Source organism: Phycobacter azelaicus, assembly GCF_014884385.1.
Taxonomy (GTDB): Bacteria; Pseudomonadota; Alphaproteobacteria; order Rhodobacterales; family Rhodobacteraceae; genus Phycobacter; species Phycobacter azelaicus.
This window is the reverse complement of record NZ_WKFH01000003.1, coordinates 81,522-106,608: the sequence shown is the minus strand read 5'-3', so window position 1 is coordinate 106,608 and position 25,087 is coordinate 81,522. Positions and strand designations below refer to the sequence as shown.

Here is a 25,087-nt window from a genome sequence, read left to right as displayed (position 1 = left end):
TGGAATGGGCATTTTTTCGGCAACTTCCGGCGCGGCCTCTTGAATTGGAACAAAAAGAGATCAACTGTGATGCCGCAAGACACAGGACCGACCATGCCCTACGCACATTCCGACAAATCGCTGCCCATGATGACCGAGCGCGCGGCCCAGCAGCGTCCCAAGCTGGAAGGCGGAAAGCGATTCGTCATGAACACCGAGTTCGACCCGGCAGGCGATCAGCCCACAGCCATTGCCGAACTGAGCCAGGGCGTGCGGGAGGGAGAGCGTAGTCAGGTGCTGCTTGGCGCGACGGGCACCGGCAAGACCTTTACCATGGCCAAGGTCATCGAGGAAACTCAGCGCCCTGCCATCATCCTGGCTCCGAACAAGACGCTTGCGGCGCAGCTTTACGGCGAATTCAAAGGCTTTTTCCCGGAAAACTCGGTCGAGTATTTCGTCTCTTTCTATGATTACTACCAGCCCGAAGCCTATGTGCCGCGCAGCGATACCTATATCGAGAAGGAAAGCCAGATCAACGAGCAGATCGACCGCATGCGCCACTCGGCCACGCGGGCATTGTTGGAACGCGACGATGTGATCATCGTTGCCTCGGTCTCCTGCATCTACGGTATCGGTAGCGTCGAAACCTATTCGGCTATGACCCAGGATCTGAAGGTGGGGGAGATGTACGATCAGCGCCAGGTCATGGCCGATCTGGTTGCCCAGCAGTACAAGCGCAATGATCAGGCCTTTCAGCGCGGCTCCTTCCGGGTGCGGGGCGATACGCTCGAAGTCTTTCCGGCCCACCTGGAAGACCGTGCATGGAAGCTGTCGTTCTTTGGCGAAGAGCTGGAGGCGATCACCGAATTCGACCCGCTGACAGGTGAGCGCACCGGATCATTTGACCAGATCCGGGTCTACGCGAATTCCCACTATGTCACACCAAAACCGACGCTCAATCAGGCGGTCATCGAGATCAAGAAAGAGCTGCGCATGCGGCTGGATCAGCTGGTGGGCGAGGGCAAGCTGCTGGAGGCGCAGCGGCTGGAGCAGCGCACCAATTTCGACATCGAAATGCTGGAGGCGACGGGCCATTGCAACGGGATCGAGAACTACTCGCGCTACCTGACGGGCCGTGCACCGGGAGAGCCGCCGCCGACCCTGTTTGAATTCATTCCCGACAACGCCATTGTCTTTGCCGATGAAAGCCATGTATCGGTGCCGCAGATCGGCGCCATGTACAAGGGTGACCACAGGCGCAAGTTCACCCTGGCCGAGCACGGCTTCCGGCTGCCCTCCTGCATGGACAACCGACCGCTGAAGTTCGAGGAATGGGACGCCATGCGCCCGCAGTCGGTCTTTGTTTCGGCCACGCCCGCGGCCTGGGAGCTGGAGCAATCGGGCGGTGTCTTTGCTGAACAGGTGATCCGCCCCACCGGCCTGCTGGATCCGCAGGTGGAAATCCGCCCCGTCGATATGCAGGTGGACGATCTGCTGGACGAGATCCGCAAGGTCTCGGCGGATGGCTTCCGCACGCTCTGCACGGTTTTGACCAAGCGCATGGCAGAGGATCTAACCGAATACCTGCATGAGCAGGGCATCAAGGTGCGCTACATGCACAGCGACATCGACACGCTGGAGCGGATCGAGATCCTGCGCGACCTGCGCCTTGGGGCGTTTGACGTGCTTGTGGGTATCAACCTGTTGCGGGAAGGTCTGGATATCCCCGAATGCGGTCTGGTGGCCATTCTGGATGCCGACAAGGAAGGGTTCCTGCGCTCAGAGACCTCGCTGATCCAGACCATCGGCCGCGCTGCGCGTAACGCCGATGGTCGCGTGATCATGTATGCCGACCGCATCACCGGCTCAATGGAGCGCGCCATCGGCGAGACCGAGCGCCGCCGCGCCAAGCAGATCGCCTACAACGAAGAACACGGGATCACGCCGGAGACGGTGAAAAAGAACGTCGAGGACGTGCTGGCGGGGCTCTACCAGGGCGATGTGGACATGAACCGCGTCACCGCCAATATCGACAAGCCGATGCATGGCGCCAACCTTGAAGCGCACCTGAATGGTCTGCGCGAGGAGATGCGCAAGGCCGCAGAGAACCTTGAATTCGAAGAGGCAGCGCGATTGCGGGATGAGATAAAACGGCTCGAGGCGGTGGATCTTGCCGTTTCGGACGATCCGCTGGCGCGCCAGTCGGCTGTTGAGGCGGCCTCGGAGGCCGCAACAAAATCGCGTGGCCGCTCGACCGCGGGGCGGGCGGGCCAGAGAGGCGGAAATGTGAAGCGACGCGGGCGTTAAGGCAGGGCATCCTGCGCGCGATCACCACGCTGGACACGCCATAGGCGCGCTGGGCTCCAAGCGCCTGGCAGTCTAGCGCGCGCCGCGTTGCGATCCGGAAGTTGGATTGTGCTTTTTTGGTGGCTGTCCGCTTTAACCGGATGTGACGGCGGGATCTTTGCGTTCGATTATCTTTTCCAGCAAATCCAGCAATGCATCCATCTCAAACGGTTTTGCCAGGGTGGCCGTCGCTCCCAACCCCGCAGCAGTGGTCAGGATGTTCTCCATGCCTGAATGCCGTGTAGATCCGCTGATCGCGACAATGGGTACCTTGCGCAGCGCGGGCTGTTTCTGTCCCGGAGAACGCATCCAGCCGATCAGGGAAATGCCGCCGTCGGGCAATGGACGACCATTGGCTTTTACGATGATATCCGCGATCACCACGTCATAGTCACCTTCGGACAATAGAACCTTTGCCCGTGAAGCATCCGGCGCAACATCCACCAGATACCCGGTTCGACGCAGGCGCGCTGCGACGAAGGAGGCAAAGGCGACCTCATCGTCCATAAGGAGTATTTTCCCCAAACTGCGCCCCTTCTTCATCTTTTGCCTGAGCCCTGTTGCTCTACGTGGCGGCTCCCATGCTACTCTTGGCTAGCATACGCCTATTTGGCGCAAATGACATGAATTCTTGAAAGGCGTTCAACATGTCCCAGGATCTGACGGACCAGGAAATCCAGAACGCTTTGGAACAATGCGCCGCTGAACCTGTGCATATCCCTGGGACCGTGCAGCCCCATGCATGCCTTGTTGCAATTGAACCTGAAACCACCAGAGCGCGGTATGTGAGTGAAAACATCAATACGATCCTGCCGGTCACGGCCGATGCCCTGCTGGGCGCCCCGGTATCGGACCATTTGGATCGATCAGTCTGGCACGCGCTGAGCAATGCCCGAGCGCTGCCTGGCTTTACAGCAAAAGCCCGGGGACTTGGGTCGTATTGTGTGCACGGGCAGATGGTCGCCATATCCGCCTTTCAAAGCGGCGACGTCGTTGTTCTGGAAATGGAACCTGAACCGGACATGGATCTGGGTGGGGCGGACAGTCTCGCGACGTTAAACTTTCTGGTAGAGGAATTGGAAAGCTGCACGTCGCAGAGCGCGCTTTTTGAGACGGCAACTGCACTGTTTCAACAGCTTAGCGGATATGACAGGGTCATGGTCTATCGCTTTGATGCTGAATGGAATGGCGAGGTGCTCGCCGAGCACACGCGCATTGGTCTAAAAAGCTATGTCGGTCTGCGCTTTCCCAGCTTTGATATCCCTGCGCAGGCGCGCGCGATCATGGGGCGCGTGCCGCTTCGGTTTATCACTGACGTTGGACAGGTGCCGGTGCCCATTCTGGCGGCAGACGAGAGCGCAGCGCCCCTGGATATCACGCTTGCCTCGTCACGCGGTGTGTCGCAGGTGCATATGGCATACCTGCGCAATATGGGATCTGCGGCCACGCTGACCTTGTCGGTCATGGTGGGCGGCCAGCTTTGGGGCATCATTTCTTTCCATCAAAGCAGGCCACGTGTCCCGGCACCAGCGCTGCGCACGTTGCTTCAAGGCGTTTTGCGCGCCTTCTCCACCAAGCTGCAGCTTTTGATCCAGCAGGAGCGTATCGCGATGATGGAAAAGGTCGAGCGTATCGGCGATGCCATCTTGGGCGATCTCGATGACGCCGCTGGCTTTTCATCTTTTGCCAGAACCGTACAGGATATTGTCGGAGGCTGCGGCCTGGTTGTCTCGCAAGGGGGGAGGCGTCGCCAATTTGGCAAAGTTCCGGCAGAGCCGTTGCTCGAATGCCTGGTGGAGCGCGCGCAGGGGGCCGATGATCTGGAGAGCTTTGAAAACCTGAGTGAAGCATTCCCTCGGTTTTCCAATGCCTTGAACGGATGCGCCGGTGCTGTGTTGTTTGCGCCGGTGACAGATCGTGCGGTTCTCCTGTTTCGTGCAGAACACGCGCGTGAGGTTTCCTGGGCGGGAAACCCGGAAAAGACCATAGACAACATCGATGGTGTCTCTCGCCTGACCCCGCGGGGCTCTTTCTCGACCTATCTGGAAGAGATCCATGGCTGCTGTCGCCCCTGGAGCGAGTTGGACCTGTATTTCTGCCGCAGGATCTGGTCGCTGGCCAATTCGGTGGAGCGCCGTGTGCTGATCACCTCGCTGAATCGTCAACAGAAAATCATGATCGATGAGTTGAACCACAGGGTGCGCAACATCCTTGCCCTGATCCGATCCGTATCGCGCCAGGCCCGTGCGAGCAGCTATGGATCCTTGGCATCCTACTCCAAATCGCTCGAGTCGCGCATTGAGGCGCTGGCGGCCAGTCACGATCTGGCTTCGGGGCATATGGTTGCGTCGGTCCCGATCATCGATCTGATCACACAGGAATTCGATCCCTTTGGCTCAGATCGCCTGAGCCGCTGCAAGATAAGCGGAACTGCAGGAGCGCTGCGCGCAGATGTTGCGCCCATCTTTTCGCTGGTGATCCATGAGTTGGTCACGAATGCGGTAAAATATGGAGCCCTGTCAAATGAGGAGGGACAAGTTGGCATCACCTTGAACCAAACAGAGCACGGGCTGGAGATCGACTGGGCCGAAAAAGGCGGGCCGCAGGTCATCGCGCCAAGGACGCTCGGCTTTGGATCTACCTTGATCTCAGAGGCGATTCCGCATGAGCTGGATGGCCGTGCTACATTGTCCTTTGAAGCCGGTGGCGTTGAGGCCCACCTGTTCCTGCCTCGGACACAGTTGGATCCGGAGTTTCAAAGACCGGACACGTCCAATGCACCACAGCATGCGCAGGCTGGCCATAGCGAGCAATTGCGCGCGCTGCTGGCCGGAAGGACCTGTCTTCTGGTCGAAGACAATTTTGTCATTGCCCGCGCGATGCGGGATCAGTTGATCGAACTCGGCGTTGCCAATGTGGAAATCGTGGCGCAGGTCGATGATGCGCTTGCCTTGCTTGACCGGCTTGGTCGGCAGGATTTTGCCGTGCTCGATATCAATTTGGGGCACCGTGGAACGAGCATCCCGGTGGCTCAGAAGCTTGCGGAAAAGAACATCCCGTTCCTGTTCGTCACCGGGTATGGTGACCGGGACAGTCTGCCGCCTGATCTTCGGGTCTATGCACAGTTGACCAAACCGGTGACCAACGCCGCGTTGACGGCGGCGCTTGTGGAAATCCTGCAAGGCAAGGGCTAGCGGCTGGTTTCACAGGTGCACCGGGGCAGAGGTTTGGGGGAGCACTTAATCCGCTGCGGTGCGGTTCTGCACGACTACGGGCGTGTCATAGTACTGGAAATGCGGCGTGCTGCCGAAGGTCTCGGCGACGCGGGCCAGAAAAGCCTCACCATGCGCTTCCTGCGCGTCTGCAATACTCTCCCACGTATAGACGCCGCCAGCTACGCCACTTTCGGGGTCATAAAGGTAGTTCTTGCGGTGCAACTTCGGGTGCGCGCGCCAGATCTCCGCGCTCTCCTCGAACAGCGCAATCACGCGCTCCCGGTTCATGTCCTTGTTGATCTTGAACGTAACGATTTCGGTGATCATCGTGGATCCTCCCTGTTGCAGTCATGATGGCACGGGCTTCGATCCAATGCCAGCGGTGCGGTCCCAACCTTCGTTGGCCCCGAATGCGAGGACCCTGAGCGATTGAATGGATGACCAGAACGATAGAGTGTGTGGTCAGACGCGTCGGCTACCGCGACTGAGGGAAGACGGCCGTCCTTTTGACCGTTCCGTAGACAAAACTGGTGTCGATGGATGCGATGCCGCCGATGGGGTGGATGCGATTGCGAATGAAGTCTTCATAGGCTTCCAGGTCAGGCACAAGAACCCGCAATTGGTAATCCATCGCCCCTGTCATGACGTGACATTCCAGCACTTCGTCGATCATGCGTACGCGGCTCTCGAAATTCTTCACATCGGCCTCGTTGTGGCGCTCCAGACGGATGCGCACGAAAACCATGATCGACAGCCCATAGGCGGAGGCATCCACATCGGCGCTGTAGCCCTGGATGATGGCGTTGCGTTCGAGGTTGCGGACCCTGCGCAAACAGGGGGAGGGTGACAGGTTTACTGCGGCGGCAAGATCCTGGTTGGTCATGCGGCCATCCCGTTGCAGGGCACGGATGATCTGGCGATCTTTGTCGTCCATAGGGACCCCATATTGGCATAATATTCCAATATTTGGCATCCAGAGGGCAATATTGGCAAGCAAATAGCCGAAGGAATTGTGACAATGGCCAAAATAGATACAGGAGATCCCAATGTCCGCCCCCAAGAGTTTTGCTACACGCGCCATTCACCATGCCTATGATCCGATGCAGAACGAGGGCGCGCTGACGCCTCCGTTGCATCTGACGTCCACCTTCGCTTTCGAGACTGCCGAGGCCGGTGGTGAGACCTTTGCCGGTGACCGTGCCGGGCATATTTACTCCCGGATCTCGAACCCGACCTGCGATCTGCTTGAGCAGCGTATTGCAACCTTGGAAGGGGCAGAGGCCGGTTTGGCCATGGCCAGCGGCATGGGGGCGGTCACGGCCGTTCTTTGGACCCTCCTGTCGCCGGGGGACGAGGTCATTGTGGACAAGACCCTTTATGGCTGCACCTTTGCCTTCATGCGGCACGGGCTGGCAAAATGGGGCGTGACCATTACCCATGTGGATATGACCGACGTCGAGAACCTGCGCGCGGCAATCTCGGATAAGACCCGTGTGGTCTATTTCGAGACACCCGCCAATCCAAACATGCGCCTTGTCGACATCGCCGCCGCCTCCGAGATTGCTCATGCGGCAGGTGCACAAGTCGTGGTCGACAATACCTATGCCACACCATACCTAACGCGCCCGATCGAACTGGGCGCCGATATCGTCGTACACTCGGCAACCAAATATCTTGGAGGTCACGGTGATGTAGTGGCGGGCCTGGTTGCGGGCACGGCCGAGCAGATTACTGAAATCCGCCTTGTGGGCATGAAGGACATGACCGGAGCGGTAATGGCGCCCTTCAACGCCATGCTCATCCTGCGCGGTCTCAAGACCCTTGCCCTGCGTATGGAGCGGCACTGCGCCTCGGCGGAAACCGTGGCTGAATACCTCCAGGCGCATCCCGCTGTTCAGCAGGTGCACTTTCCGGGTCTTGAGTGCTTTGACCAGTTTGATCTGGCGGCCCGCCAGATGGATGAGCCCGGCGCGATGATTGCCTTTGAAGTCAAAGGCGGCATGGCTGGCGGCATTGCGTTCATGAACCGTCTCAAGATGATCCAGCGCGCGGTTTCTCTGGGCGATGCGGAAACACTGATCCAGCACCCGGCCTCGATGACACATTCGACCTACACGGCCGAAGAGCGCGCGCTACATGGCATCAGCGACGGGCTGATCCGTCTCTCCGTGGGGCTGGAAGACGTCGACGACATCCTGCAGGATCTGGAGCAGGCCCTGCCGACTGCAACGAAACACGCCGCCGAATAAGGAAAGCGCCATGTCCGCCGATCTGACTCACCTCAAGACCGTTGAGCAGCGCCTGTTGTGGCTGTCCCACTGGATGATCCACAATGCCAATCACCTGCGTCCCAAGGTGGACGGGATCAAGATCGGCGGGCATCAGGCGTCGTCTGCCTCAATGGTGTCCATCATGACCGCGCTCTATTTCTCGGCCCTGCGGCCCGAGGACCGGGTGGCTGTGAAACCCCATGCCTCTCCCATTTTTCATGCGATGCAATACCTGATGGGCAATCAGACCCGCGAGAAGATGGAAAACTTCCGCGGCTTTGGCGGCGTGCAATCCTACCCCAGCCGCACCAAGGATATTGACGATGTCGATTTCTCCACTGGCTCTGTCGGGTTGGGCGTGGCGATCACCTCCTTTGCTTCGCTCATCCAGGACTATGTCGCGGCCAAAGACTGGGGCAGGGGCGCTCCGATGGGGCGCATGGTGGCGCTGGTCGGCGATGCGGAACTGGATGAGGGCAATATCTACGAGGCCCTTCAGGAAGGCTGGAAAAACGATCTGCGCAATACCTGGTGGATCATCGACTACAACCGTCAGTCGCTGGACGGGATTGTCCGCGAGGGGCTGTTTGAGCGGATCGAAAAGATTTTTGATGCCTTCGGCTGGGACGTGGTGCGCATCAAGCACGGGGTTTTGCAACGGGCTGCCTTTGAAGAACCGGGTGGGGACCGCTTGCGAGACTGGATCGATGCCTGCCCCAACCAGGAGTATTCCGCGCTCACCTTCATGGGTGGGGCTGTCTGGCGCAAGCGGCTGATGGATGACCTTGGCGATCAGGGGGATGTGACGGCCTTGATCGAGCGGCGCAGCGATGCGGAACTGGCCGCCCTGATGGAAAACCTTGGCGGCAACTGCGTTGAAACCATGGCCGAAACCTTTGCCGCTATCGACCACGACCGCCCGACCTGTTTCCTGGCCTACACCATCAAGGGCTGGGGCACCCCCATTGCGGGGCACAAGGACAACCACGGCGGACTGATGAACAAGGCCCAGTTTGCGGATTGGCAGAAACACATGGGCGTAGAGCCAGGCGAAGAGTGGGAACCTATGGCAGCGGTGCAGGACCGGGCCGCGTTGCGCGATTTTCTGTCTCAGGTGCCCTTCTTTGCCAAGGGCACGCGCCGGTATCAGGACGACAAACTGGCCGTACCGTCGATTGCCATCGACACCTCGCGCGAAATCTCGACGCAGATGGCCTTTGGCAAGATCCTTGATGATCTGTCAAAGGGCGACAGTACGCTGGCGGACCGTATCGTGACCACCTCGCCGGATGTGACCGGCACCACCAGTCTTGGCCCATGGGTGAACCGGCGCAAGCTGTTTGCCCGGACCGCGCAGGCCGATGCCTTTATCGAGAACCGCATCCCCTCGACCGCGAAATGGGAGTTTACGCCAAAAGGCCAGCATATCGAACTTGGCATTGCCGAGATGAACCTGATGCTGCTTTTGGGGGCTGCGGGCCTGTCGCATTCCCTGTTCGGTAAGCGCCTGATCCCCATCGGCACGGTCTATGACCCCTTCGTGGCACGCGGCCTCGATGCACTGAATTATGCCTGTTATCAGGATGCGCGCTTCATCCTCGTTGGCACGCCATCCGGTGTGACCCTGGCGCCCGAAGGCGGCGCGCATCAATCCGTTGGCTCGCCCCTGATCGGGATGAGCCAGGATGGGCTGGCCTCGTTTGAGCCTGCCTTTGCCGATGAATTGGCGGTGATCATGGAGTGGGCGTTTGATTATGTTCAACGGGACGGGGAAGGCGACCCGGACGAGCGCACCTGGTTGCGCGATGAGACCGGTGGCTCCGTCTATCTGCGTTTGACCACGAACCCGATCGAGCAGCCTGGCAAACGTGTCGACGAGGATTTCCGACAGGGCGCGATCGATGGTGCCTACTGGCTGCGCAAACCGGGGCCCAATTGCGAAGTGGTGATCGCTTATCAGGGCGCAGTTGCGCCGGAGGCGATCAAAGCTGCCGGGGTGATCGGTGAAGGGCGGCGTGATGTGGGCGTGCTGGCGGTGACCTCGGCCGACCGGCTGAACGCAGGCTGGACTGCCGCGCAGCGGGCGCGGTCTCGTGGCAATGCACAGGCGCAATCTCACATCGAGACCCTGATGGCGGGCCTTCCGCCCCATTGCAAACTGGTCACCGTGATCGACGGCCACCCCGCCTCACTATCCTGGCTGGGAGCGGTGCAGGGACACAGAACGATCCCTCTCGGAGTCGAGCACTTCGGCCAGACCGGTACCATTCAGGACCTTTATGGCCATCACGGTATCGACGCGGCTGCAATCGTGGAAAAGGTTAATGGTCTGACGGCTGGCAAGCATCTGAGCCAAAACAGGCTCAGCCCCCTTCACAACAGCTGATCGCTTCTTAGGGCGCCCAAGGGTAGCTGGCCAAGGGGGAACGGGTCAGCGCAGGGCCGTCTGTGTAGACGGCCCTTGGTTCGCCCGGACTTGCCCCGGTTCGGTGCAGAGCGTTCATTTCACTTCCCGAGCCTTTTGCTCGAATGCGATGGGCTCTGAAAGAAGGTTTCTCACCTGACCTCGGCCACGTCCTTCGGTCAGCGCCTGCGAAACCTTTTCCGGCCTCTGCTCAGTTTGCCGATGTGATTCAGCTTCATTGTCACAGCCATGCAGGTGTCCTCAAAACGTCCCGGAACTGCAAAGCAAGTGCATGTTAATGAATGAATACAGAGCCTTTTGGAGAATGTGATGGTGCCCCCACACGGACTCGAACCGCGGACCTACTGATTACAAATCAGTTGCTCTACCAGCTGAGCTATAGGGGCATGCCACTGAACGCAAAGCGTTCTTGGCGTCGTGATTTGATCAACGGTCACTTTTTCGACAGCGCGATAGGTGACTCGGACAACTCACAAGGGGCGTGTAGACGATTGTCCGGCAAAGCGCAATCCGTCCTGCGATCATTTTCTTCTCAAATTCGGGTGCATCTTAGTCGGCACATAAACGGTGAGTGCGGGCCGTTGATCTTGGATGCCGCACTCTGGCGCAATGGGTAGGTGCTGGCGGTGATGTTTGACGAAGGCGGACCACCGGAGTAAGCCTTGAAATGTCCAAACATCAAAAAGAACAGGCCCATTCATGCAGGTTGTCATTCATGCGGGCAGTCATGAGACAGAAGAGGATCGGTTGCTAAAGACCTTGTTGCAGAACAAGGAGGCAGCCGGGAAACGTGGCACTGCGGTGCCGGGGCCTGGAAAGTATCGATACCTGCTGGGGGACTGCGTCGACGCGATGCTGGATGGCCGCCGACCCGTGCAGGACAGTGGTATTCTGTGGGATGGGATCCTAGAACAGGAACAGGCCAACCGGGTCATCCTGTCCAATCCGCATTTCATGGGCGCGCCGCGCAATGCCGTTGGAAGCCACGGGTTCTACCCGGAGGCCGAAATGCGGCTAGGCGCCTTGCAGCAGCTTTTTCCTGATGACGAGTTGGAGATCCAGATTGGGCTGCGCGATCCGGGCAGTTTTTTGCCTGCGCTGCTCCGCGGGTTGCAGCCTCAGCGCAGTGAGCAGATCTTGAGAGAGTGCGAGCTCCAGGAATTGCGCTGGTCCAATTTGCTGCTGCGCCTTCGAACAGCCCTGCCAGATGTCCCGATAACAGTCTGGTTCTACGAGGAAATGCCTTTGATCTGGGCGGATATACTGCGCTCATTGCTTGGCTTTGAGCCCGGGGAGCGGCTGATCGGGGGCATGGACCTGCTGGCGGTGATCATGTCGGGGGAGGGCATGCAGCGACTGCGCGCCTATCTGCATGAGCACCGCGAGATGAGCGAAGAGCAGAAACACCGGGTGATCGGCGCCTTCCTTGACAAATACGCCATCGAGGACGCGATTGAAGAAGAGGTCGATTTGCCTGGGTGGACGGATATGCTGATCGAACAGCTATCGGTGCAATACGATGCGGATCTTGACCAGATCGCTGCCATCCCCGGCGTTACAATCTTGTCGGCCTGAACGTGCAACCGGTTGATATGACACTCCTCCGGAGCGCTCCGGCAGGCTGCAGGGCCCAGTGATGGCACAGCGCAAACCGTTCAATATCGTCATCATTGGCCAGGCGGGTCGGCTGCAATATGAAGCCGCACTTTTTGCCGCCTCCTTGCGGCACAGCGCGCCGGGTTTCCAGGGGCGCCTCTTCGTAGCGACGCCGCGCGCGGGATCGCTTTGGCAAAAAGACCCGCAGGTTCGCAATCGTGGCGTTTTGGAGCTGTTTGAGCGGCTGGGGGCCGAGGTGCTGCCCTTTGACAGCCGGATCTTTGGTGAAAGCTACCCCTATGGCAACAAGATAGAGGCACTGATGGCCTTGCCCAAGGGGGAGCCATTTGTGTTTTTCGACAGCGATACGCTGATCACGGATGAACTGAGTGATGTGCCGTTTGACTTTGATCGTCCCTCGGCCTCTCTCAGGTGTGAAGGAACCTGGCCGAAGCCGACGCTTTACGGGCCGGGAATAGAACAGATCTGGGCTGCGCTTTATGATCGCTTCGGCCTTGATTTCGCCACCAGTCAGGACAGGTGGCAACCCGATGGGCATTGGCGGCGCTATCTCTACTTCAATGCCGGCTTTTTCTACGGCGCCTGTCCGCATCGGTTCGGCACGCGCTTTGCAGAATACGCGACCTCGATTCGGGATGATTTACCGGTCGAACTGGTGGGGCAATCGCTTAACCCCTGGCTTGACCAGATCGCGCTGCCCTTAGTGATCCACTCGTTTGGCGGCGGGCGCGAAGCCTTGGTGCCAGGGTATCTGGATGGCAAGACCAGCTGCCATTATCGGCTGTTTCCGCTCCTTTATGCGCGCGAAAGCGACCGGGTGATCGAGGTGCTGGAAGAGGTGGCCGCCCCCAACTGGATCAAGAAGGTCCTCAAAACCTATGAGCCGATCAAGCGCATGGTCTATCAGGGGCGTGGGGCCAAGGTGCGTGCCTTGTTCGACCAGGACAACCTGCCGCGGCGCGAGCAGGTGATCCGCAACCGGATCAAATCAAACGGCCTTTGGATGCGATAAACCTAAGGCTGCCGCTGGCAGGCCTGTGCGATCTGGTCTCGCAACCAGATATGCATCGGCGCATGATGGGTGCGCGAGGTCCAGGTGAGATCAATCTCGAATTCTCCGCGAAACGGGCAGGGGGCGGTTTGTACCCGGTCGGCAAAGTGTTCGGCCAGACGGCTGGGCAGGGTGGCCACCAGATCGGTGCCTTCCAAGAGTTCGGGCAGGGCGGCGGGGCTCGGGATGGACATCACCTGATTCAGTGCTTTGCCCGCTGCAGCGATCTCCACCAGAAAGCGCGAGCGCCAGGAGTCCCCATAGGTCACAACCACCTGCGGCGCCGCGAGAAAGGCAGCCTCTGTGCTGGGCATCTGGTCGGCTGACGTTCCCTGGGCCATGACCATGACCGAATGCTCTCGCAGCAATGTGCGCCTGAAATAGCTGTTGCCCTCTATGCGCACGGGGCCGATCACCAGATCGCTTTCGCCGCGATCCAGGTGCTGTTTGCCCTCGACTGTCGAGGTGCGCACTGTCAGCCGCAAACCGGGGGCCACCTGACGCAGCCTGCGCATCAGCCGAGGCAGGATGGTGGCGCGTTCGTAGTAGTTGCAGGATATGGTTACCTCGGCCTCGGCGCGGCGAGGATCAAAGGCGCGCGGCTCGGCCAGTTCCAGCATTTCGTCCAGCATCCGGCTGGTGCTGGCGACAATTTCTTCGCAGCGCTCGGTCGCGACCATCCGCCCGCCTTGCCGCACGAAAAGCGGATCGCCAAAGGCGCGGCGCAGCCGGTCGATCGTATAGCTGACCGTCGATTGGTTCACGTTCAGCGTCTCAGCAGTGCGCGAGAAGGAGCGATATCCATGCACAAGACGCAGGGTGCGTAGGGCTGCAAAATCAAGGCCAAATGGGTCGGGAGTTTCGCTCATGCAGCCAAGCATAAAGCATGCGTAGTGCCCTGTATGCAATTTTTCGATGCACTCGATCAACTTGATCGGATTGCCTCATTTTCCCTTCGGCTTTTAGGCTTTTCCTCCAAGGTGAAAACGGGGGGAGAAGATGAGCGTTTCCACATTGAGCAAACCGCCGCAGGACGATCAGATCACCATTCAGAATCTGACGCTCGATCCCTATCCCATCTATCAGCGCCTGCGCCGCGAGGCGCCGGTGGTGCAGGTCACATCCCTTGGTCGTACCTTGCTGACCAAGGCTGAGGACACCAAATACGTGAAGGATAACCCCGGTCTGTTCAGCTCCAACGACCCTAAAACGCCGATGCAGCGGGCTTTTCGCGCTCATACGCTGATGCGCAAGGACGGGGCCGAGCACGCGCGCGAGCGTGAGGCCATGGCGCCCACTTTTTCGGGCCGCAACATCAAGGGCTGCTGGGAGGAGATCTACACCCGGATCGCAGAAGAGTTTGTCGCGGGCTTGCCGCGCGGGCAGACGGTGGATCTGTTCCCGGCTCTGGCCGGGCCGTATGCGGCCCATTGCCTCAAACACCTGCTGGGCATTCCCGAGGCCAGCGATGATGACATGCAGCGTTGGAGTCAGATCCTGATCGATGGCGCTGGCAATTTCGGCTTTGCGGATGAGCTTTTTGCCGATTGTGACGCCGCCAATGACGAGATGGACGCCCTGTTTCGGGCTGCCATCCCTCGCCATCTGGCCGACCCCAACCCAAGCGCTTTGTCGGTGATGGTCAATGCCGAGGATCCGATCCCCGAGAGCCAGATTTTTTCCAACATCAAGATCGCCATTGGTGGCGGCATCAACGAGCCGCGCGATGCGCTATTGACCATTCTCTACGGGCTTTTCACCAATCCTGACCAGTTGGCGGAAGCCAAATCCAAGGACCTTTGGGGGCAGGCTTTCGAGGAGGGCGTGCGCTGGGTTGCGCCGATCCAGGCCAGTTCGCGCCTTGTGATGGAGGATACAGAAATCCGCGGATACGCGATACCCAAGGGGACCACTGTGATGACGATTCAGGCCTCAGCCTGCCGGGATGAGGATATTTACGGGGACGATGGTGAGACCTTCAACATCTTCCGTCCCCGAAAGCCACATCAGGCTTTTGGCAATGGGCCGCATTTCTGTCAGGGGACCCATATCGCGCGCCGGATGCTGGCGAATATCATGCTGCCCATGCTGTTTGACAGGTTCCCGAACATGGAACTGGCAAAAGACGAGCCGGTGCAGTTCTACGGGTTTGGCTTTCGCGGACCACGCAATCTGCCGGTGACACTGAACTAGGTCACCGATGGGAGGAGATGCCGGATACTCTGGCCAATAAATCATCATCTGGGAGGAGAACATGATGAGACGCAAAATACTGGGCGCGGCGCTATTTGCTGCAGCAACTGCACTGACGCCTCTGGCGGGCGCAGCTCAAGAGGTGACGCTCAGGCTACACCAATTCCTGCCGCCGCCTGCCACGGTGCCGAAAATGATCCTGAAACCCTGGGCGGCAGAGGTCGAGGCCGCCTCGGGCGGGCGCATCAAGATCGAACACTATGACGCCATGTCCCTGGGCGGCACCCCGCCGGGGCTGATGGATCAGGCAGCCGATGGGGTCGCCGATATGGTGATGACCGTGGTGGGCTACACGCCGGGGCGCTTTCCAAAGACCGAGGTGTTCGAGCTTCCCTTCATGATGACCGATCCGATCGCGACCTCAAAGGCGTTCATGGAACTGGTGGAAACCGACCTGCAGGAAGGGGAGTACAAGGACGTCAAGGTGCTGGGCGCCTGGGTGCATGGCCCCGGTGTGATCCATACCGAGAGCGGCGTGACCAAGCTGGAGGATATGGAGGGGCAAACCCTGCGCGGGCCGACCCGCATCATCACTGACATGCTGAAAGAGCTGGGGGCAACTCCGGTCGGTCTGCCGCTGCCTGCTATCCCCGAGGCACTGTCCAAAGGCGTGATCAGCGGCACGGTGATCCCCTGGGAGGTGACGCCTGCGGTCAAGCTGAGTGACCTTGTCGAGCACCATACCGAGTTCAGCGGCGATGAATCCCTTTACACCGCGACCATCGTTCTGGTGATGAACCGGGACAAGTACAACGCGCTGCCGGATGATCTGAAGGCAATTCTGGATGCAGAATCCGGGCAGAAGCTATCCGCCTTTGCTGCCCGCGTGATGCTGGAACGCGATGCGCCGGGTCGAGAGATCGCCGAGGACAAGGGCAATGAGATCTTTGTTCTGGACGAGGCGGAAGTGGCGCGCTGGAAGCAAAAGGCGCAGCCCGTGATTGCCAGATGGGTCGAAGAGATGAACGCGAAGGGCGTGGACGGCGAAGCCCTGATCCAACAGGCCAAATCGCTGATTGCCAAACACGGCGGGTAACGGCAGGCGTTCCAATCGGGCAGAATAACTGAACGCACTGACGAAAGGCGCAGGTATGGACCTGCGCCTTTTCTTCCTGCGCGGACAGCGTTTCAGGTCTGTCGCCGATTTTTGTGTCACTCCGGGGGCAGGCCGGGGCGCGGCCAGATACCGGCTGTTTTGCGGCTGGTCTTTAGGGGCTCTAAGGCCTGATCTGAAACACGCGACTGTCGTCTGCCCAATCCTGATTTGGCCCGGGGATTGCGCTTGCGTGGACCTGGGGCTGCTTTCGAAGCAAGCTCTTATCGCCCAGGCTTGAGTGACATGGCTGTTGATACTCAGGAGCGCTCACACGCTCATGTACCGGATCTGAGATCGCCTCGCCACGGAACTCCGGCGCGTCAAAATCGAACCGGCGTAACAGGCGGAACAAGGCGCGCCGTCGAAGCGCGGCCTCTTCCTTATCAAGAGAAAAATGCATCATGACTGGTTCCCACACCTACCAAGGTCTTAACCTTTTGCACGGCAGTGGCAAACAGAAGGTTTCCAACAGCAGCCAAAATACGGCGAGTTTTCTATTTATTAAGCTTAGATAACCGCCTGGTCATACCATGTGTCTTGCCTGACTGGATTAGGTCTGGGTCAGAAGCGGACGTGCCTCGGCAAACGACAGAAGCCGCCGACTGTCCTCGTCCCACAGGTGAAGGCGGGCATTGGCAAGGCTCTCACGGATGGTCATGCGGTTGCTTTCGGCCAGTTCCTGATGATCACGCAACACTTCGGTCAGCCGGTAGAACGGGATGCGGCTGTAAAGATGGTGCACGTGGTGAATGCCGATATTGGCGCTGAACCACTGCAGCACTGCGGGCAGCTGATAGTAGGAACTGCCATGCAAAGCGGATTCATGCAGTTGCCAGTCGGGATCATGGTCCCAGTTGGTGTGTTCGAACTGGTGCTGTACATAGAACAGCCAGACGCCGATCGTGGCCGCCATCAGCGTGGTTGGCAGGAAGATCAGCACCAGCGGCTGCCAGCCGCCGAAATACCAGATCGTCACCAGTGCAGCCAGAATGGCCAGATTGGTGAGCATGGCGCTGAGCCAGTATTTGCCGCTGTCCATCAATCCCAGCGGGATACGGTTCTGCAGCAGGAACAGATAGCCGGGGCCGAGGCCAAACAGGACCAGTGGATTGCGATAAAGACGATAGATCAGCCGCTGAAAGCGCCCCATGTCCCGGTACTCGGCAAGGGTGAGTGTATGCACGTCTCCCATGCCACGTTTGTCGAGGTTTCCGGTGGCGCTGTGGTGGATCGAATGGGTCCGTCGCCAGACGTCGTAGGGCGTCAGGGTGACCACACCCATGACCCGGCCAATCCAATCGCTGAGGAGTCGGCTGGGGAAAAAGGCGCCGTGGCCGCAATCGTGCTGAATGGCAAAGAGGCGCACCAGGAAGGCGCCATTCACCAGCGAAATCCCAAAAGCCAGCCAATAGCTGATCGAAAGGCTCCACCAGGCGAGGCCCCAGAGTAGCACAAAGGGCACAATCGTGGCCCCCAGCTCAAAGGCGCTGCGCAGCCGGTTTGGATCGCGATAGGTGGCAAGGGTCTTGACCCAGTCGCGGGCAGCGGTTGCGCCGCGAACGGGGGCTTGGGGGTCGATGATGTCGGTCATGCGCCTGTAGTCTTGTGTTTCTTACTGTCCGGATACCTGAGTATCTGGTTATAGCAAGAGGTATTTGAAACTCCGTTGTCCGCGCGACGCGCTGTATCAGCTGCCTTTGGGTCAATCAGGCGTTGAGCGGGGCGCGAAAGATCGTATTCAAGGTTTTGATTTTGAGGGAAACTTGCCGGTTGAGACGGGCGCGCTGTGACGGTGGGCAGAGACAATGGGCCGCAAGGGGTTACAGGGTGAGTTTGAAAGCTTGCGCAAAAAAAATTTAGCCGCCCCGGATGGGGCGGCTCATTATGATCCTGAAAGATCCTGATATCTCGGTCACGCCGCTTTGGCGTTAGCCGTATACCAGGCGTGGCAGCCAGGTGATGATCTCGGGGAAGACCATACACAGCACCAGACCGACGATCTGCAGCGCAAGAAACGGCAGGGCAGATTTGAAGATATCGGTCATCGGGATCTCTGGCGGAGCCACCCCGCGCAAATAGAACAGCGCATAGCCAAAGGGCGGCGACAAGAAGCTCATCTGCATGTTGACGAGGTAGAGAACCCCGAACCACAGTACCAGATCCGCTTCGGTGGTCAGGCCAAAGGGCTCTGGTCCCATCGCCTTGATGATCGGCACAAAGATCGGCACGCAGAGCAGCAGGATGCCGACCCAATCGAGGAACATGCCCAGGATCACCAGGACGAACATCATGATGATGAGGATACCCCAGGGGCCAAAGCCTGTTGCTTCCAGCGCTGATTGCACGAACTGCTGACCGCCTTCGAGGACGTAAAGCCCCACGAAAATGGTGGCGCCGAACATGATCCAGATCACCATGGCGCTGGCCTTGAGCGTTCCGATCGAGGCCTCGCGCACGGTCTGCCAGTCAAGCTTGCGGTGGATGGCCGCCACGATGAAGGCGCCGAAGGTGCCAATGCCGGCCGCTTCCACGGGCGTTGCAACTCCGGTGAAGATCACGCCCAGCACGATCACGATCAGAGCGATGGGCGCTGACATGTTGCCCATCAGGCGGACCTTCTCGGCAAAGCTGACGCGTTCCTCCACCGGGATCGGCGGACCAAGGGTCGGGTTGATGGTGGAGCGGATCACCACATAAAGCACATAGGTGCCCGACAACATCAGGCCCGGGAAGACCGCGCCGATGAACAGCTCACCCACGGATTGCTCTGCCACCACCGCGTAGATGATCGCCAGGATCGACGGCGGGATCAGGATGCCGAGCGTGCCGCCCGCCATGATCGAGCCCATGGCGATCTTGGGATCATAGCCGCGTTTCAGCATCGCGGGCAGGGCGATGATGCCCATGGTCACCACGGCTGCGCCGATGACGCCCACCATGGCCGCGAGAACGGTCGATGCGATGATCGTCGCTGCAGCAAGACCGCCTTTGACGCCGCCCAGCACCTTGTAGATCACATCGAACATGTCGTTGATGATCCCGGCCCTTTCCAGCATCGAAGCCATGAAGATGAAGAGCGGGATCGCCGAAAGCTGATAGTTGGTCATCAGCGGGAAGATCCTGCTTGGCACGATGTTGAGCGCGCGTTCGTCTCCCAGCACATAGAGGAAGACGCAGGCCAGGCCCCCGGTTACAAAGGCCAGCGGTAGCCCTGCCATCAAGAGGGCCAGCAGCGAGCCGAACATGATGAGTGTCAGCCACTCGATTCCAATTTCCAGACCCATGTCTTAGGCCCCTTTCACGATTGCGCGCACGTCCTGCGCAAGCTTGGAAATGCCCTGCAGGACCAGCAGCAGGCCGCCGATCACCATGACCCATTTCATCGGCCACAGCGGGATTTCCCATTCATTGAAGCTGATCTCGCCCCAGCGGATGTTCGGATCGGTCCACTGAGCCAGGTTCATGCTGCCCAGCATTTCGCCAAATCCGATGTTGCCGCGGGCCCATTCGGACACGACGCTGTTGCCTGTGGCCACCGCATTGGCGTCGAGCGCGAACTTGTAGCCGGTGAACAACAGGGTAAAGGCGAAGATGAAGAAGAAGATCGAGGTGAACAGATCCGCCCAGGCCCGTTTCGGGCGGCTGAGGGGCGCATAGAAGATGTCCACGCGCACATGTGCCTCGGTCAGCATCGCGTAGGACCCGGCAATCAGGTACTGCATGCCGAACATCAGATACATCGCCTCATGCGCCCAGTTGGTGGGGGAGCCGAAGACATAGCGGCTGATCACTTCGAAGTAATAGACGAAGACGGCGATCACCGCCCAGTAGCTGACGAATTCGCCCGCCATCAGGGATGTGCGGTCGATCCAGCCGGTCCATCCGGTGGAGACATGGCTGGAGTCTTCGACGTTTTCGGCCTCTTCCAGCTCCCGCAAGGCTCTTTCCGCTTCGGTTTCTGGCTCTTCTTCCGGCAGGTTCTGATTGGCGCGGCGCACCAGGCCCGGCATCAGCACGGCATCCACCAGCATCGCGGCCAGCAGCACATAAAGCGCATAGGCCCCGACCTTGTTCCAGAAGGCCATGTTCTCACCGGCAACCTCCAGCGCTGGGGCGGCGGTTTCCAGGTCGGTTTTTGCCTCGGCTATACGTTCCTGGCCGTCAGAGATGCGCTTTTCGGCGCGTTCTATGTTCTTTTCCGCGCGCCGCTTGGCAAATGTGCCCTCTTCGGCTGCTGCAAGTTCTTCGCGCAAGCTGGGCAGGTCGGCCTCTGCGGCGGCGACACGGCCCTCTTCGCGTTCCAGTGTGCGTTCTGCCTGGCGCACGACGTTGGAGGCATCGGACAAGATGCTTCGCGCCTCCTGGCCGTTGGAGTTGGCGATCAAGATCAGAATGAAGACCGGAATAAAGGCCAGCCCCAGAAGATTGCGCAGGTAGAAGCGGTGCAGCCCCAGCATGCCGCCGGTCACAAGGATGAAGTAACCAAGCGCGTTGGTGTATGTACTGGGGCCTGATTTTGGCCGTCTGGCCAGAACCATGGCCACCAGCGGGAAGACGATCAGTCCGACCCAATAAAGCCAGTGCGGTAAGGTAACATCGAGACTGGGCATGGGTTCCCCCGTTTTGTCGGTGATGAGTGGTGTCACAAACGAACCCGCACGCGGTGTGCGGGTCCGTCTTGGTTTTCGCGGTTGTGAAAGGCCGACTTACAGATCCAGCGACAAGCCTTCGGTAAGGGCCGGGTCCACGTAGCCGAGAGAGCCGGACTGCATGTAGTCCAGGATCGTTTTGAAGACGCGGGCGCTGGACTTGTCGCGGTTGGCATACTTGTACCAGACTGGAACAGCGACCTCGGTCATCAGCTCCACATCGTCCTGGCTGAGGCGTGTCACCTCTGTGCCATCGGCCTCGAACTTCTTCCAGGCTTCCTGGTCGGCGGCCTGGATCGCGGCGTGGTGCATGTCGGAATAGACGTGGGTTTCCATTTCGACGAACTGCTGCATTTCGGGCGACAGGGCATTCCAGCTGTCCATGCCAACGGTCAGGTCCATGATGTCCACTGGCTGATAGAGCGACATGAAGCCCGGAGGGCCCATGACGATATAGTCGGTGACCTGGCTGAAGCCCAGCGAGTAGTTCACCGCCGGTCCCACATAGTCGGCCACGTCGATGGTGCCTTTTTCCAACGCCGGGAAGATTTCCGAGCCGGGCAGAACCGTGGTTTCGGCGCCGATCTCGGTGAAGATCTCGGCGACCATGCCGCCGGGCAGGCGCATCTTGCGGCCGCGGAAATCGTCGATTGAGCGGATCGGCACCTTGGAGTGGATGATGTTCGGGCCGTGATGGATCGGTCCGACGAAGTGCATGCCTTGGGCCTTGTACAGTTCGCGGGCCATGTCGATGCCGCCGAGACCGTAGTAGAAAACGTCATACTCATGCGGGTTGCGCAGGCCCAGCGGGAAGGACGACAGGAACACCGCCGCCGGAATGATGCCTTGCGCATAGATGGTGAACGGGTTCACCGCATCCAGCACCCCGTTCTTCACGGCGTCATAAAGCTGGAAGTCGCCGACGACGTCATTGGCGCCAAAGGGCTGGAAGGCCAGCTCACCACCGGTCTTTTCCACGATTGTGCCGCACCAATCCTTGAAGATTTGCAGGCCTGCGCCACCGGGCCAAGATGTCTGGACTTTCCAGGTTTTTGTATGGCCGGCGGCTGTTGCGATGTGAGGTGCTGCCAGTCCAGCTGCCCCGGCTCCTGCAAGAGCGGTCAGCGCGCGGCGGCGCGTTACGATTTTTGTCATGATATTCGGTTCCTCCCTTTTACTGTCTTGCGACAGTTCCAACCGCGCGCTCCTCGGGTTTTCTGTGCGCGGTTGTGCTATTTTAGGGCTCGAAAAACAGATTCTCAAAATCCTATGTTTTGTTTTTTTCGCAGGGCTGATCCTTGGGTCGACTAACAAATTGATTTTAAGATCAGAAAGCGGCTGAGGCCGCCATCAAAAATTGGACTGTTTTTTTTACCAAATGGGCCTCGGGTCGAAATGACCGTGTTGGGGGCGACTTTTGCGTCGTGAAATGTCAGAATGTCCAGTATTTGTTGGCCCGGCGGCCATCAGTGCGCCGACTGCTCAGCTGGGGGGCAATCAAGGCTTGGTTGATCTGATCTTGCGGCACGCAAGCGAATGGTTCAATCACGCACGTTAAGGTCTATTGAACGACTTGTTAGGATATAGTCGGTTAGGACGTGTCGGGAATAGTTTAACGGTGTTGTGAGGTTGAAGATGGCGGAGGGTGTGAAGGGGCTAAGCGTGCTGCGCCAAGGGCTGCGCAGTGTGGTCAGCCGTTTCTATCCACTTGCGCTTGTGGCGCTGGCGGCTTTGACCGGCATCTTTATTTTTGCCGAACAGCAGAATGCCACCATTCACCGGCAGCAGCTGCGGTCCGACGTCCAGAACGAAGCCGGGTTGATCCGCTCGCGACTTGAGGGCGCATTAACGGCAGATGTCCAGTTGGTGCGAGGACTGGTGGCCGTGTTGTCAACCGAACCGGATATGACGCAAGAGAGATTTGCGGATTTGGGCGCGCATATCATCGGTGACCACGGTGAGATCTCACATATCGCGGCGGCGCCGGATCTGGTGATCTCTCTCATTCATCCGCTGTCGGGCAATGAGGCCGCGATCGGGTTGGACTACAACCAGAACGACGCGCAGCGCGCGGCTGCCTACGATGTCCGGGACAGCGGCAACATGGTGCTGGCGGGGCCGGTCAATCTTGTTCAAGGCGGCCGCGCCTTCATTGCGCGGTTTCCGATTTTCACAGGTGAGGGGGCGGATCGGCGGTTCTGGGGTATTCTGTCTGCAGTTATCAAGGAGCAGGGGCTTTATGATCGTGCCGGATTGACAGATGACAACCTTGGCATCGATTTGGCCTTGATCGGCAAAGATGGCCGTGGCTCCGAGGGGGAGCTGTTCTTTGGCAACGCGGAGGTTTTCGGGGATAACCCGGTATTGATGGAAATCACATTGCCGGAGGGCGACTGGCTGCTTGCCGCGCGCCCCAAAGGAGGGTGGGCGTCGGCGCCGGACAATCGCTGGACCATGCGTTTGGTCCTGCTGATGGCCGGTGCGTTGATCCTGATCCCGACATTTCTGGCCAGCGCCCTGTCTGCCGCGCGCAGGCAGGCGATCGAGAAGCTGAAACGCCGCGAGCGTGAGCTGGAGACGCTGTCGCGACGCCTCGAAATCGCTGTCGAGACCTCAAAGATCGGTATCTGGGAGCTTGACGTGGGCACGGGGGAGCTGATCTGGGATCGGCGGATGTTCGAGCTTTACGGTATGGAGCGGTCGGATCATCCCGTGACGTTTTCGGATTGGAAGAAGCGCCTGCATCCCGAAGATGTCCAAGGGGCTGTTGAAACCTTCTGGCGGGCAACGCAGCAGGACGAACACTATCTTTCCGAATACCGCATTGTGCTGGACAATGGTGAGCGCAAGTACATCCGTGCTCTGGGCAGTGCCTATTGGGATGCGGAAGGCCGCCAGCGCATGATTGGTGTGGATTGGGATGTCTCCTGGGACGTTCATCTGCGCGAGGAACTGATCCGCGCCAACAGGGCTCTGACCCAGCGCAACAACGAGCTCCTCGAGGCAAAGCTCACGGCAGAACAGGCCGATCGGGCCAAGAGCGAGTTCCTCGCCAATATGAGCCATGAAATCCGCACGCCCATGAATGGTATACTGGGGATGGCGGATCTGCTTGCCGACACCGATCTGTCCGAGGAAGAACAGCTCTATGTCGAGACCATTCGCGACTCGTCGAATGCACTGCTGAAGATTATCAACGATATCCTGGACCTTTCGCGGCTGGAGGCCGGGAAACTGGACATCTCGCCAACGGATTTCGACCTCCATACTTGCATTCAGCAGGCCGTCAACCTCCTGCGGCCCAAGGCGGAAGAAAAGGGCTTGGACGTCTCGGTCGAAATCGATCAAGGCGTGCCGCAACATGTCCGCGGCGATGATGGCAGGTTGCGCCAGATCCTGGTAAACCTCGTAGGCAATGCAGTTAAATTCACGGCGGAGGGTGCGGTCACCCTGCGCGCGCGCAATGCACCGACATCGCCTTATCGGATTATCATCGAGGTCGAGGATACCGGGATCGGCATTTCCGAAAGCCAGGCGCAGCATATTTTTGACCGGTTCTCTCAGGCGGATGCGGCAACCACCCGTGCCTTTGGCGGCACGGGCCTGGGCCTGACGATTTCGAGCATTCTTGCCGGTCGGATGGGCGGCAGCCTGACGCTTTGCCCGGATCGGGATCCGGAGGGGGGCGCGTGCTTCCATCTGGAAATCGAACTGGAGCCGATCCGCAATCCGAACGCCCTGCAGGAGGCCGATCAAACACCGGACCTAGATATCGAGGTCCTGCGCGGCTGCCGTATCGTTCTGGCCGAAGACAATCGCACCAACCGCCTGTTGATCCGAAAGTACCTTGCACGTCTGCCAGTGACCTGTGTCGAAGCGGAAAATGGCCGAGAAGCGGTCGAGATGTGCCGCGCTCAGATGCCGGATTTTGTCCTGATGGATATGTCCATGCCGGAACTGGACGGGATAGCCGCGACACAGGAGATCCGTGCCCTCGGCGGGCAGCAGCCAGTTATCGTTGCCTTGACGGCCAATGCGTTTGACAGTCACCGCAAGGCCTGCCTGGAGGCTGGCATGGATCACTTCCTTCAAAAGCCGATCCGCAAGCTGGTCCTGCTGAATGCCCTGACCGCGCTGCAGGCGGAGCGGCTTGCCGCTGGGCCGAAGCGTATCAGCGCCAAGTAGG

17 protein-coding genes and 1 tRNA gene are annotated in these 25,087 nt (G+C 59.2%); 9 read left to right on the top strand and 9 right to left on the bottom strand.

Annotated features, from left to right (window positions below; all coding sequences use genetic code 11):
* Nucleotides 1-93 precede the first annotated feature (93 nt).
* Nucleotides 94-2,286: an excinuclease ABC subunit UvrB gene (gene uvrB, locus INS80_RS01625; RefSeq protein ID WP_192967148.1), complete on the top strand. Its 2,193-nt coding sequence runs from the start codon at nt 94-96 to the stop codon at nt 2,284-2,286.
* A gap of 132 nt (nt 2,287-2,418) precedes the next feature.
* On the opposite strand, the gene INS80_RS01620 is transcribed toward uvrB, so the two are convergent.
* Entirely contained in the window at nt 2,419-2,832 is a 414-nt protein-coding gene (locus tag INS80_RS01620; protein ID WP_192963868.1) for a response regulator, read from the bottom strand.
* 140 nt (nt 2,833-2,972) lie between these two features.
* On the opposite strand from INS80_RS01620, the gene INS80_RS01615 reads away from it, so the two are divergent.
* Nucleotides 2,973-5,519 carry an HWE histidine kinase domain-containing protein gene (locus INS80_RS01615; RefSeq protein WP_192963867.1) on the top strand — a complete coding sequence of 849 codons (2,547 nt, stop codon included), beginning with the start codon at nt 2,973-2,975 and terminating at the stop codon, nt 5,517-5,519.
* A 45-nt stretch (nt 5,520-5,564) separates the two neighbouring features.
* Here the strand turns inward: INS80_RS01615 and INS80_RS01610 are convergent, their stop codons facing one another.
* Together INS80_RS01610 and INS80_RS01605 are read right to left on the bottom strand one after the other, a co-directional pair.
* Entirely contained in the window at nt 5,565-5,867 is a 303-nt protein-coding gene (locus INS80_RS01610) for a hypothetical protein (RefSeq protein ID WP_192963866.1), read from the bottom strand.
* Between the two features lie 148 nt (nt 5,868-6,015).
* On the bottom strand, nt 6,016-6,474 hold the full coding sequence (locus INS80_RS01605) for an Lrp/AsnC family transcriptional regulator (protein ID WP_192963865.1): 459 nt from the start codon (nt 6,472-6,474) through the stop codon (nt 6,016-6,018).
* Nucleotides 6,475-6,586: 112 nt separating this feature from the next.
* Between INS80_RS01605 and INS80_RS01600 the strand changes: the two genes are divergently transcribed.
* Entirely contained in the window at nt 6,587-7,789 is a 1,203-nt protein-coding gene (locus tag INS80_RS01600; protein WP_192963864.1) for a methionine gamma-lyase, read from the top strand.
* 10 nt (nt 7,790-7,799) lie between these two features.
* Nucleotides 7,800-10,196, top strand: coding sequence for a thiamine pyrophosphate-binding protein (locus tag INS80_RS01595; RefSeq protein WP_192963863.1), 2,397 nt, complete (start codon nt 7,800-7,802; stop codon nt 10,194-10,196).
* Between the two features lie 349 nt (nt 10,197-10,545).
* Here the strand turns inward: INS80_RS01595 and INS80_RS01590 are convergent.
* Nucleotides 10,546-10,621: transfer RNA gene (locus INS80_RS01590), tRNA-Thr, on the bottom strand.
* A 313-nt stretch (nt 10,622-10,934) separates the two neighbouring features.
* On the opposite strand from INS80_RS01590, the gene INS80_RS01585 reads away from it, so the two are divergent.
* Both INS80_RS01585 and INS80_RS01580 read left to right on the top strand, forming a co-directional pair.
* The gene (locus tag INS80_RS01585) at nt 10,935-11,810 is read left to right on the top strand and encodes a hypothetical protein (RefSeq protein ID WP_192963862.1); all 876 of its coding nucleotides are present in this window, start codon (nt 10,935-10,937) and stop codon (nt 11,808-11,810) included.
* 61 nt (nt 11,811-11,871) lie between these two features.
* Entirely contained in the window at nt 11,872-12,864 is a 993-nt protein-coding gene (locus INS80_RS01580) for a GT-B fold glycosyltransferase domain-containing protein (protein ID WP_192963861.1), read from the top strand.
* Nucleotides 12,865-12,866: 2 nt separating this feature from the next.
* Here the strand turns inward: INS80_RS01580 and INS80_RS01575 are convergent, their stop codons facing one another.
* On the bottom strand, nt 12,867-13,772 hold the full coding sequence (locus INS80_RS01575) for a LysR family transcriptional regulator (RefSeq protein WP_192963860.1): 906 nt from the start codon (nt 13,770-13,772) through the stop codon (nt 12,867-12,869).
* Between the two features lie 130 nt (nt 13,773-13,902).
* Here INS80_RS01575 and INS80_RS01570 point away from each other — a divergent pair, with 130 nt between their 5' ends.
* On the top strand, nt 13,903-15,096 hold the full coding sequence (locus INS80_RS01570) for a cytochrome P450 (RefSeq protein ID WP_192963859.1): 1,194 nt from the start codon (nt 13,903-13,905) through the stop codon (nt 15,094-15,096).
* A 64-nt stretch (nt 15,097-15,160) separates the two neighbouring features.
* Nucleotides 15,161-16,192 (top strand): TRAP transporter substrate-binding protein, encoded by a 1,032-nt coding sequence (locus tag INS80_RS01565; RefSeq protein WP_226892530.1) that lies wholly within the window; start codon nt 15,161-15,163, stop codon nt 16,190-16,192.
* 610 nt (nt 16,193-16,802) lie between these two features.
* Here the strand turns inward: INS80_RS01565 and INS80_RS01560 are convergent.
* From INS80_RS01560 to dctP, 4 genes are all read right to left on the bottom strand, one after another.
* Nucleotides 16,803-17,843, bottom strand: coding sequence for a fatty acid desaturase (locus INS80_RS01560; protein ID WP_192963857.1), 1,041 nt, complete (start codon nt 17,841-17,843; stop codon nt 16,803-16,805).
* Nucleotides 17,844-18,180: 337 nt separating this feature from the next.
* Complete coding sequence (locus INS80_RS01555) at nt 18,181-19,536, bottom strand: TRAP transporter large permease (protein WP_192963856.1); 1,356 nt, start codon at nt 19,534-19,536, stop codon at nt 18,181-18,183.
* Between the two features lie 3 nt (nt 19,537-19,539).
* On the bottom strand, nt 19,540-20,862 hold the full coding sequence (locus INS80_RS01550; RefSeq protein ID WP_192963855.1) for a TRAP transporter small permease subunit: 1,323 nt from the start codon (nt 20,860-20,862) through the stop codon (nt 19,540-19,542).
* Between the two features lie 96 nt (nt 20,863-20,958).
* A complete protein-coding gene (gene dctP, locus INS80_RS01545; protein ID WP_192963854.1) occupies nt 20,959-22,056 on the bottom strand; it encodes a TRAP transporter substrate-binding protein DctP in 1,098 nt (365 codons plus the stop codon).
* 480 nt (nt 22,057-22,536) lie between these two features.
* On the opposite strand from dctP, the gene INS80_RS01540 reads away from it, so the two are divergent.
* Complete coding sequence (locus tag INS80_RS01540; RefSeq protein WP_192963853.1) at nt 22,537-25,086, top strand: ATP-binding protein; 2,550 nt, start codon at nt 22,537-22,539, stop codon at nt 25,084-25,086.
* Nucleotide 25,087: the final 1 nt, after the last annotated feature.

What these genes read in the sequence shown, in the direction of transcription:
- dctP (WP_192963854.1), bottom strand. Translation starts at nt 22,056, where the DNA reads ATGACAAAAATCGTAACGCGCCGCCGCGCGCTGACCGCTCTTGCAGGA.
- INS80_RS01615 (WP_192963867.1), top strand. Translation starts at nt 2,973, where the DNA reads ATGTCCCAGGATCTGACGGACCAGGAAATCCAGAACGCTTTGGAACAA.
- INS80_RS01595 (WP_192963863.1), top strand. Translation starts at nt 7,800, where the DNA reads ATGTCCGCCGATCTGACTCACCTCAAGACCGTTGAGCAGCGCCTGTTG.
- INS80_RS01555 (WP_192963856.1), bottom strand. Translation starts at nt 19,536, where the DNA reads ATGGGTCTGGAAATTGGAATCGAGTGGCTGACACTCATCATGTTCGGC.
- INS80_RS01550 (WP_192963855.1), bottom strand. Translation starts at nt 20,862, where the DNA reads ATGCCCAGTCTCGATGTTACCTTACCGCACTGGCTTTATTGGGTCGGA.
- INS80_RS01575 (WP_192963860.1), bottom strand. Translation starts at nt 13,772, where the DNA reads ATGAGCGAAACTCCCGACCCATTTGGCCTTGATTTTGCAGCCCTACGC.
- INS80_RS01585 (WP_192963862.1), top strand. Translation starts at nt 10,935, where the DNA reads ATGCAGGTTGTCATTCATGCGGGCAGTCATGAGACAGAAGAGGATCGG.
- INS80_RS01620 (WP_192963868.1), bottom strand. Translation starts at nt 2,832, where the DNA reads ATGGACGATGAGGTCGCCTTTGCCTCCTTCGTCGCAGCGCGCCTGCGT.
- INS80_RS01610 (WP_192963866.1), bottom strand. Translation starts at nt 5,867, where the DNA reads ATGATCACCGAAATCGTTACGTTCAAGATCAACAAGGACATGAACCGG.
- INS80_RS01600 (WP_192963864.1), top strand. Translation starts at nt 6,587, where the DNA reads ATGTCCGCCCCCAAGAGTTTTGCTACACGCGCCATTCACCATGCCTAT.
- INS80_RS01565 (WP_226892530.1), top strand. Translation starts at nt 15,161, where the DNA reads ATGAGACGCAAAATACTGGGCGCGGCGCTATTTGCTGCAGCAACTGCA.
- uvrB (WP_192967148.1), top strand. Translation starts at nt 94, where the DNA reads ATGCCCTACGCACATTCCGACAAATCGCTGCCCATGATGACCGAGCGC.
- INS80_RS01540 (WP_192963853.1), top strand. Translation starts at nt 22,537, where the DNA reads ATGGCGGAGGGTGTGAAGGGGCTAAGCGTGCTGCGCCAAGGGCTGCGC.
- INS80_RS01605 (WP_192963865.1), bottom strand. Translation starts at nt 6,474, where the DNA reads ATGGACGACAAAGATCGCCAGATCATCCGTGCCCTGCAACGGGATGGC.
- INS80_RS01570 (WP_192963859.1), top strand. Translation starts at nt 13,903, where the DNA reads ATGAGCGTTTCCACATTGAGCAAACCGCCGCAGGACGATCAGATCACC.
- INS80_RS01580 (WP_192963861.1), top strand. Translation starts at nt 11,872, where the DNA reads ATGGCACAGCGCAAACCGTTCAATATCGTCATCATTGGCCAGGCGGGT.
- INS80_RS01560 (WP_192963857.1), bottom strand. Translation starts at nt 17,843, where the DNA reads ATGACCGACATCATCGACCCCCAAGCCCCCGTTCGCGGCGCAACCGCT.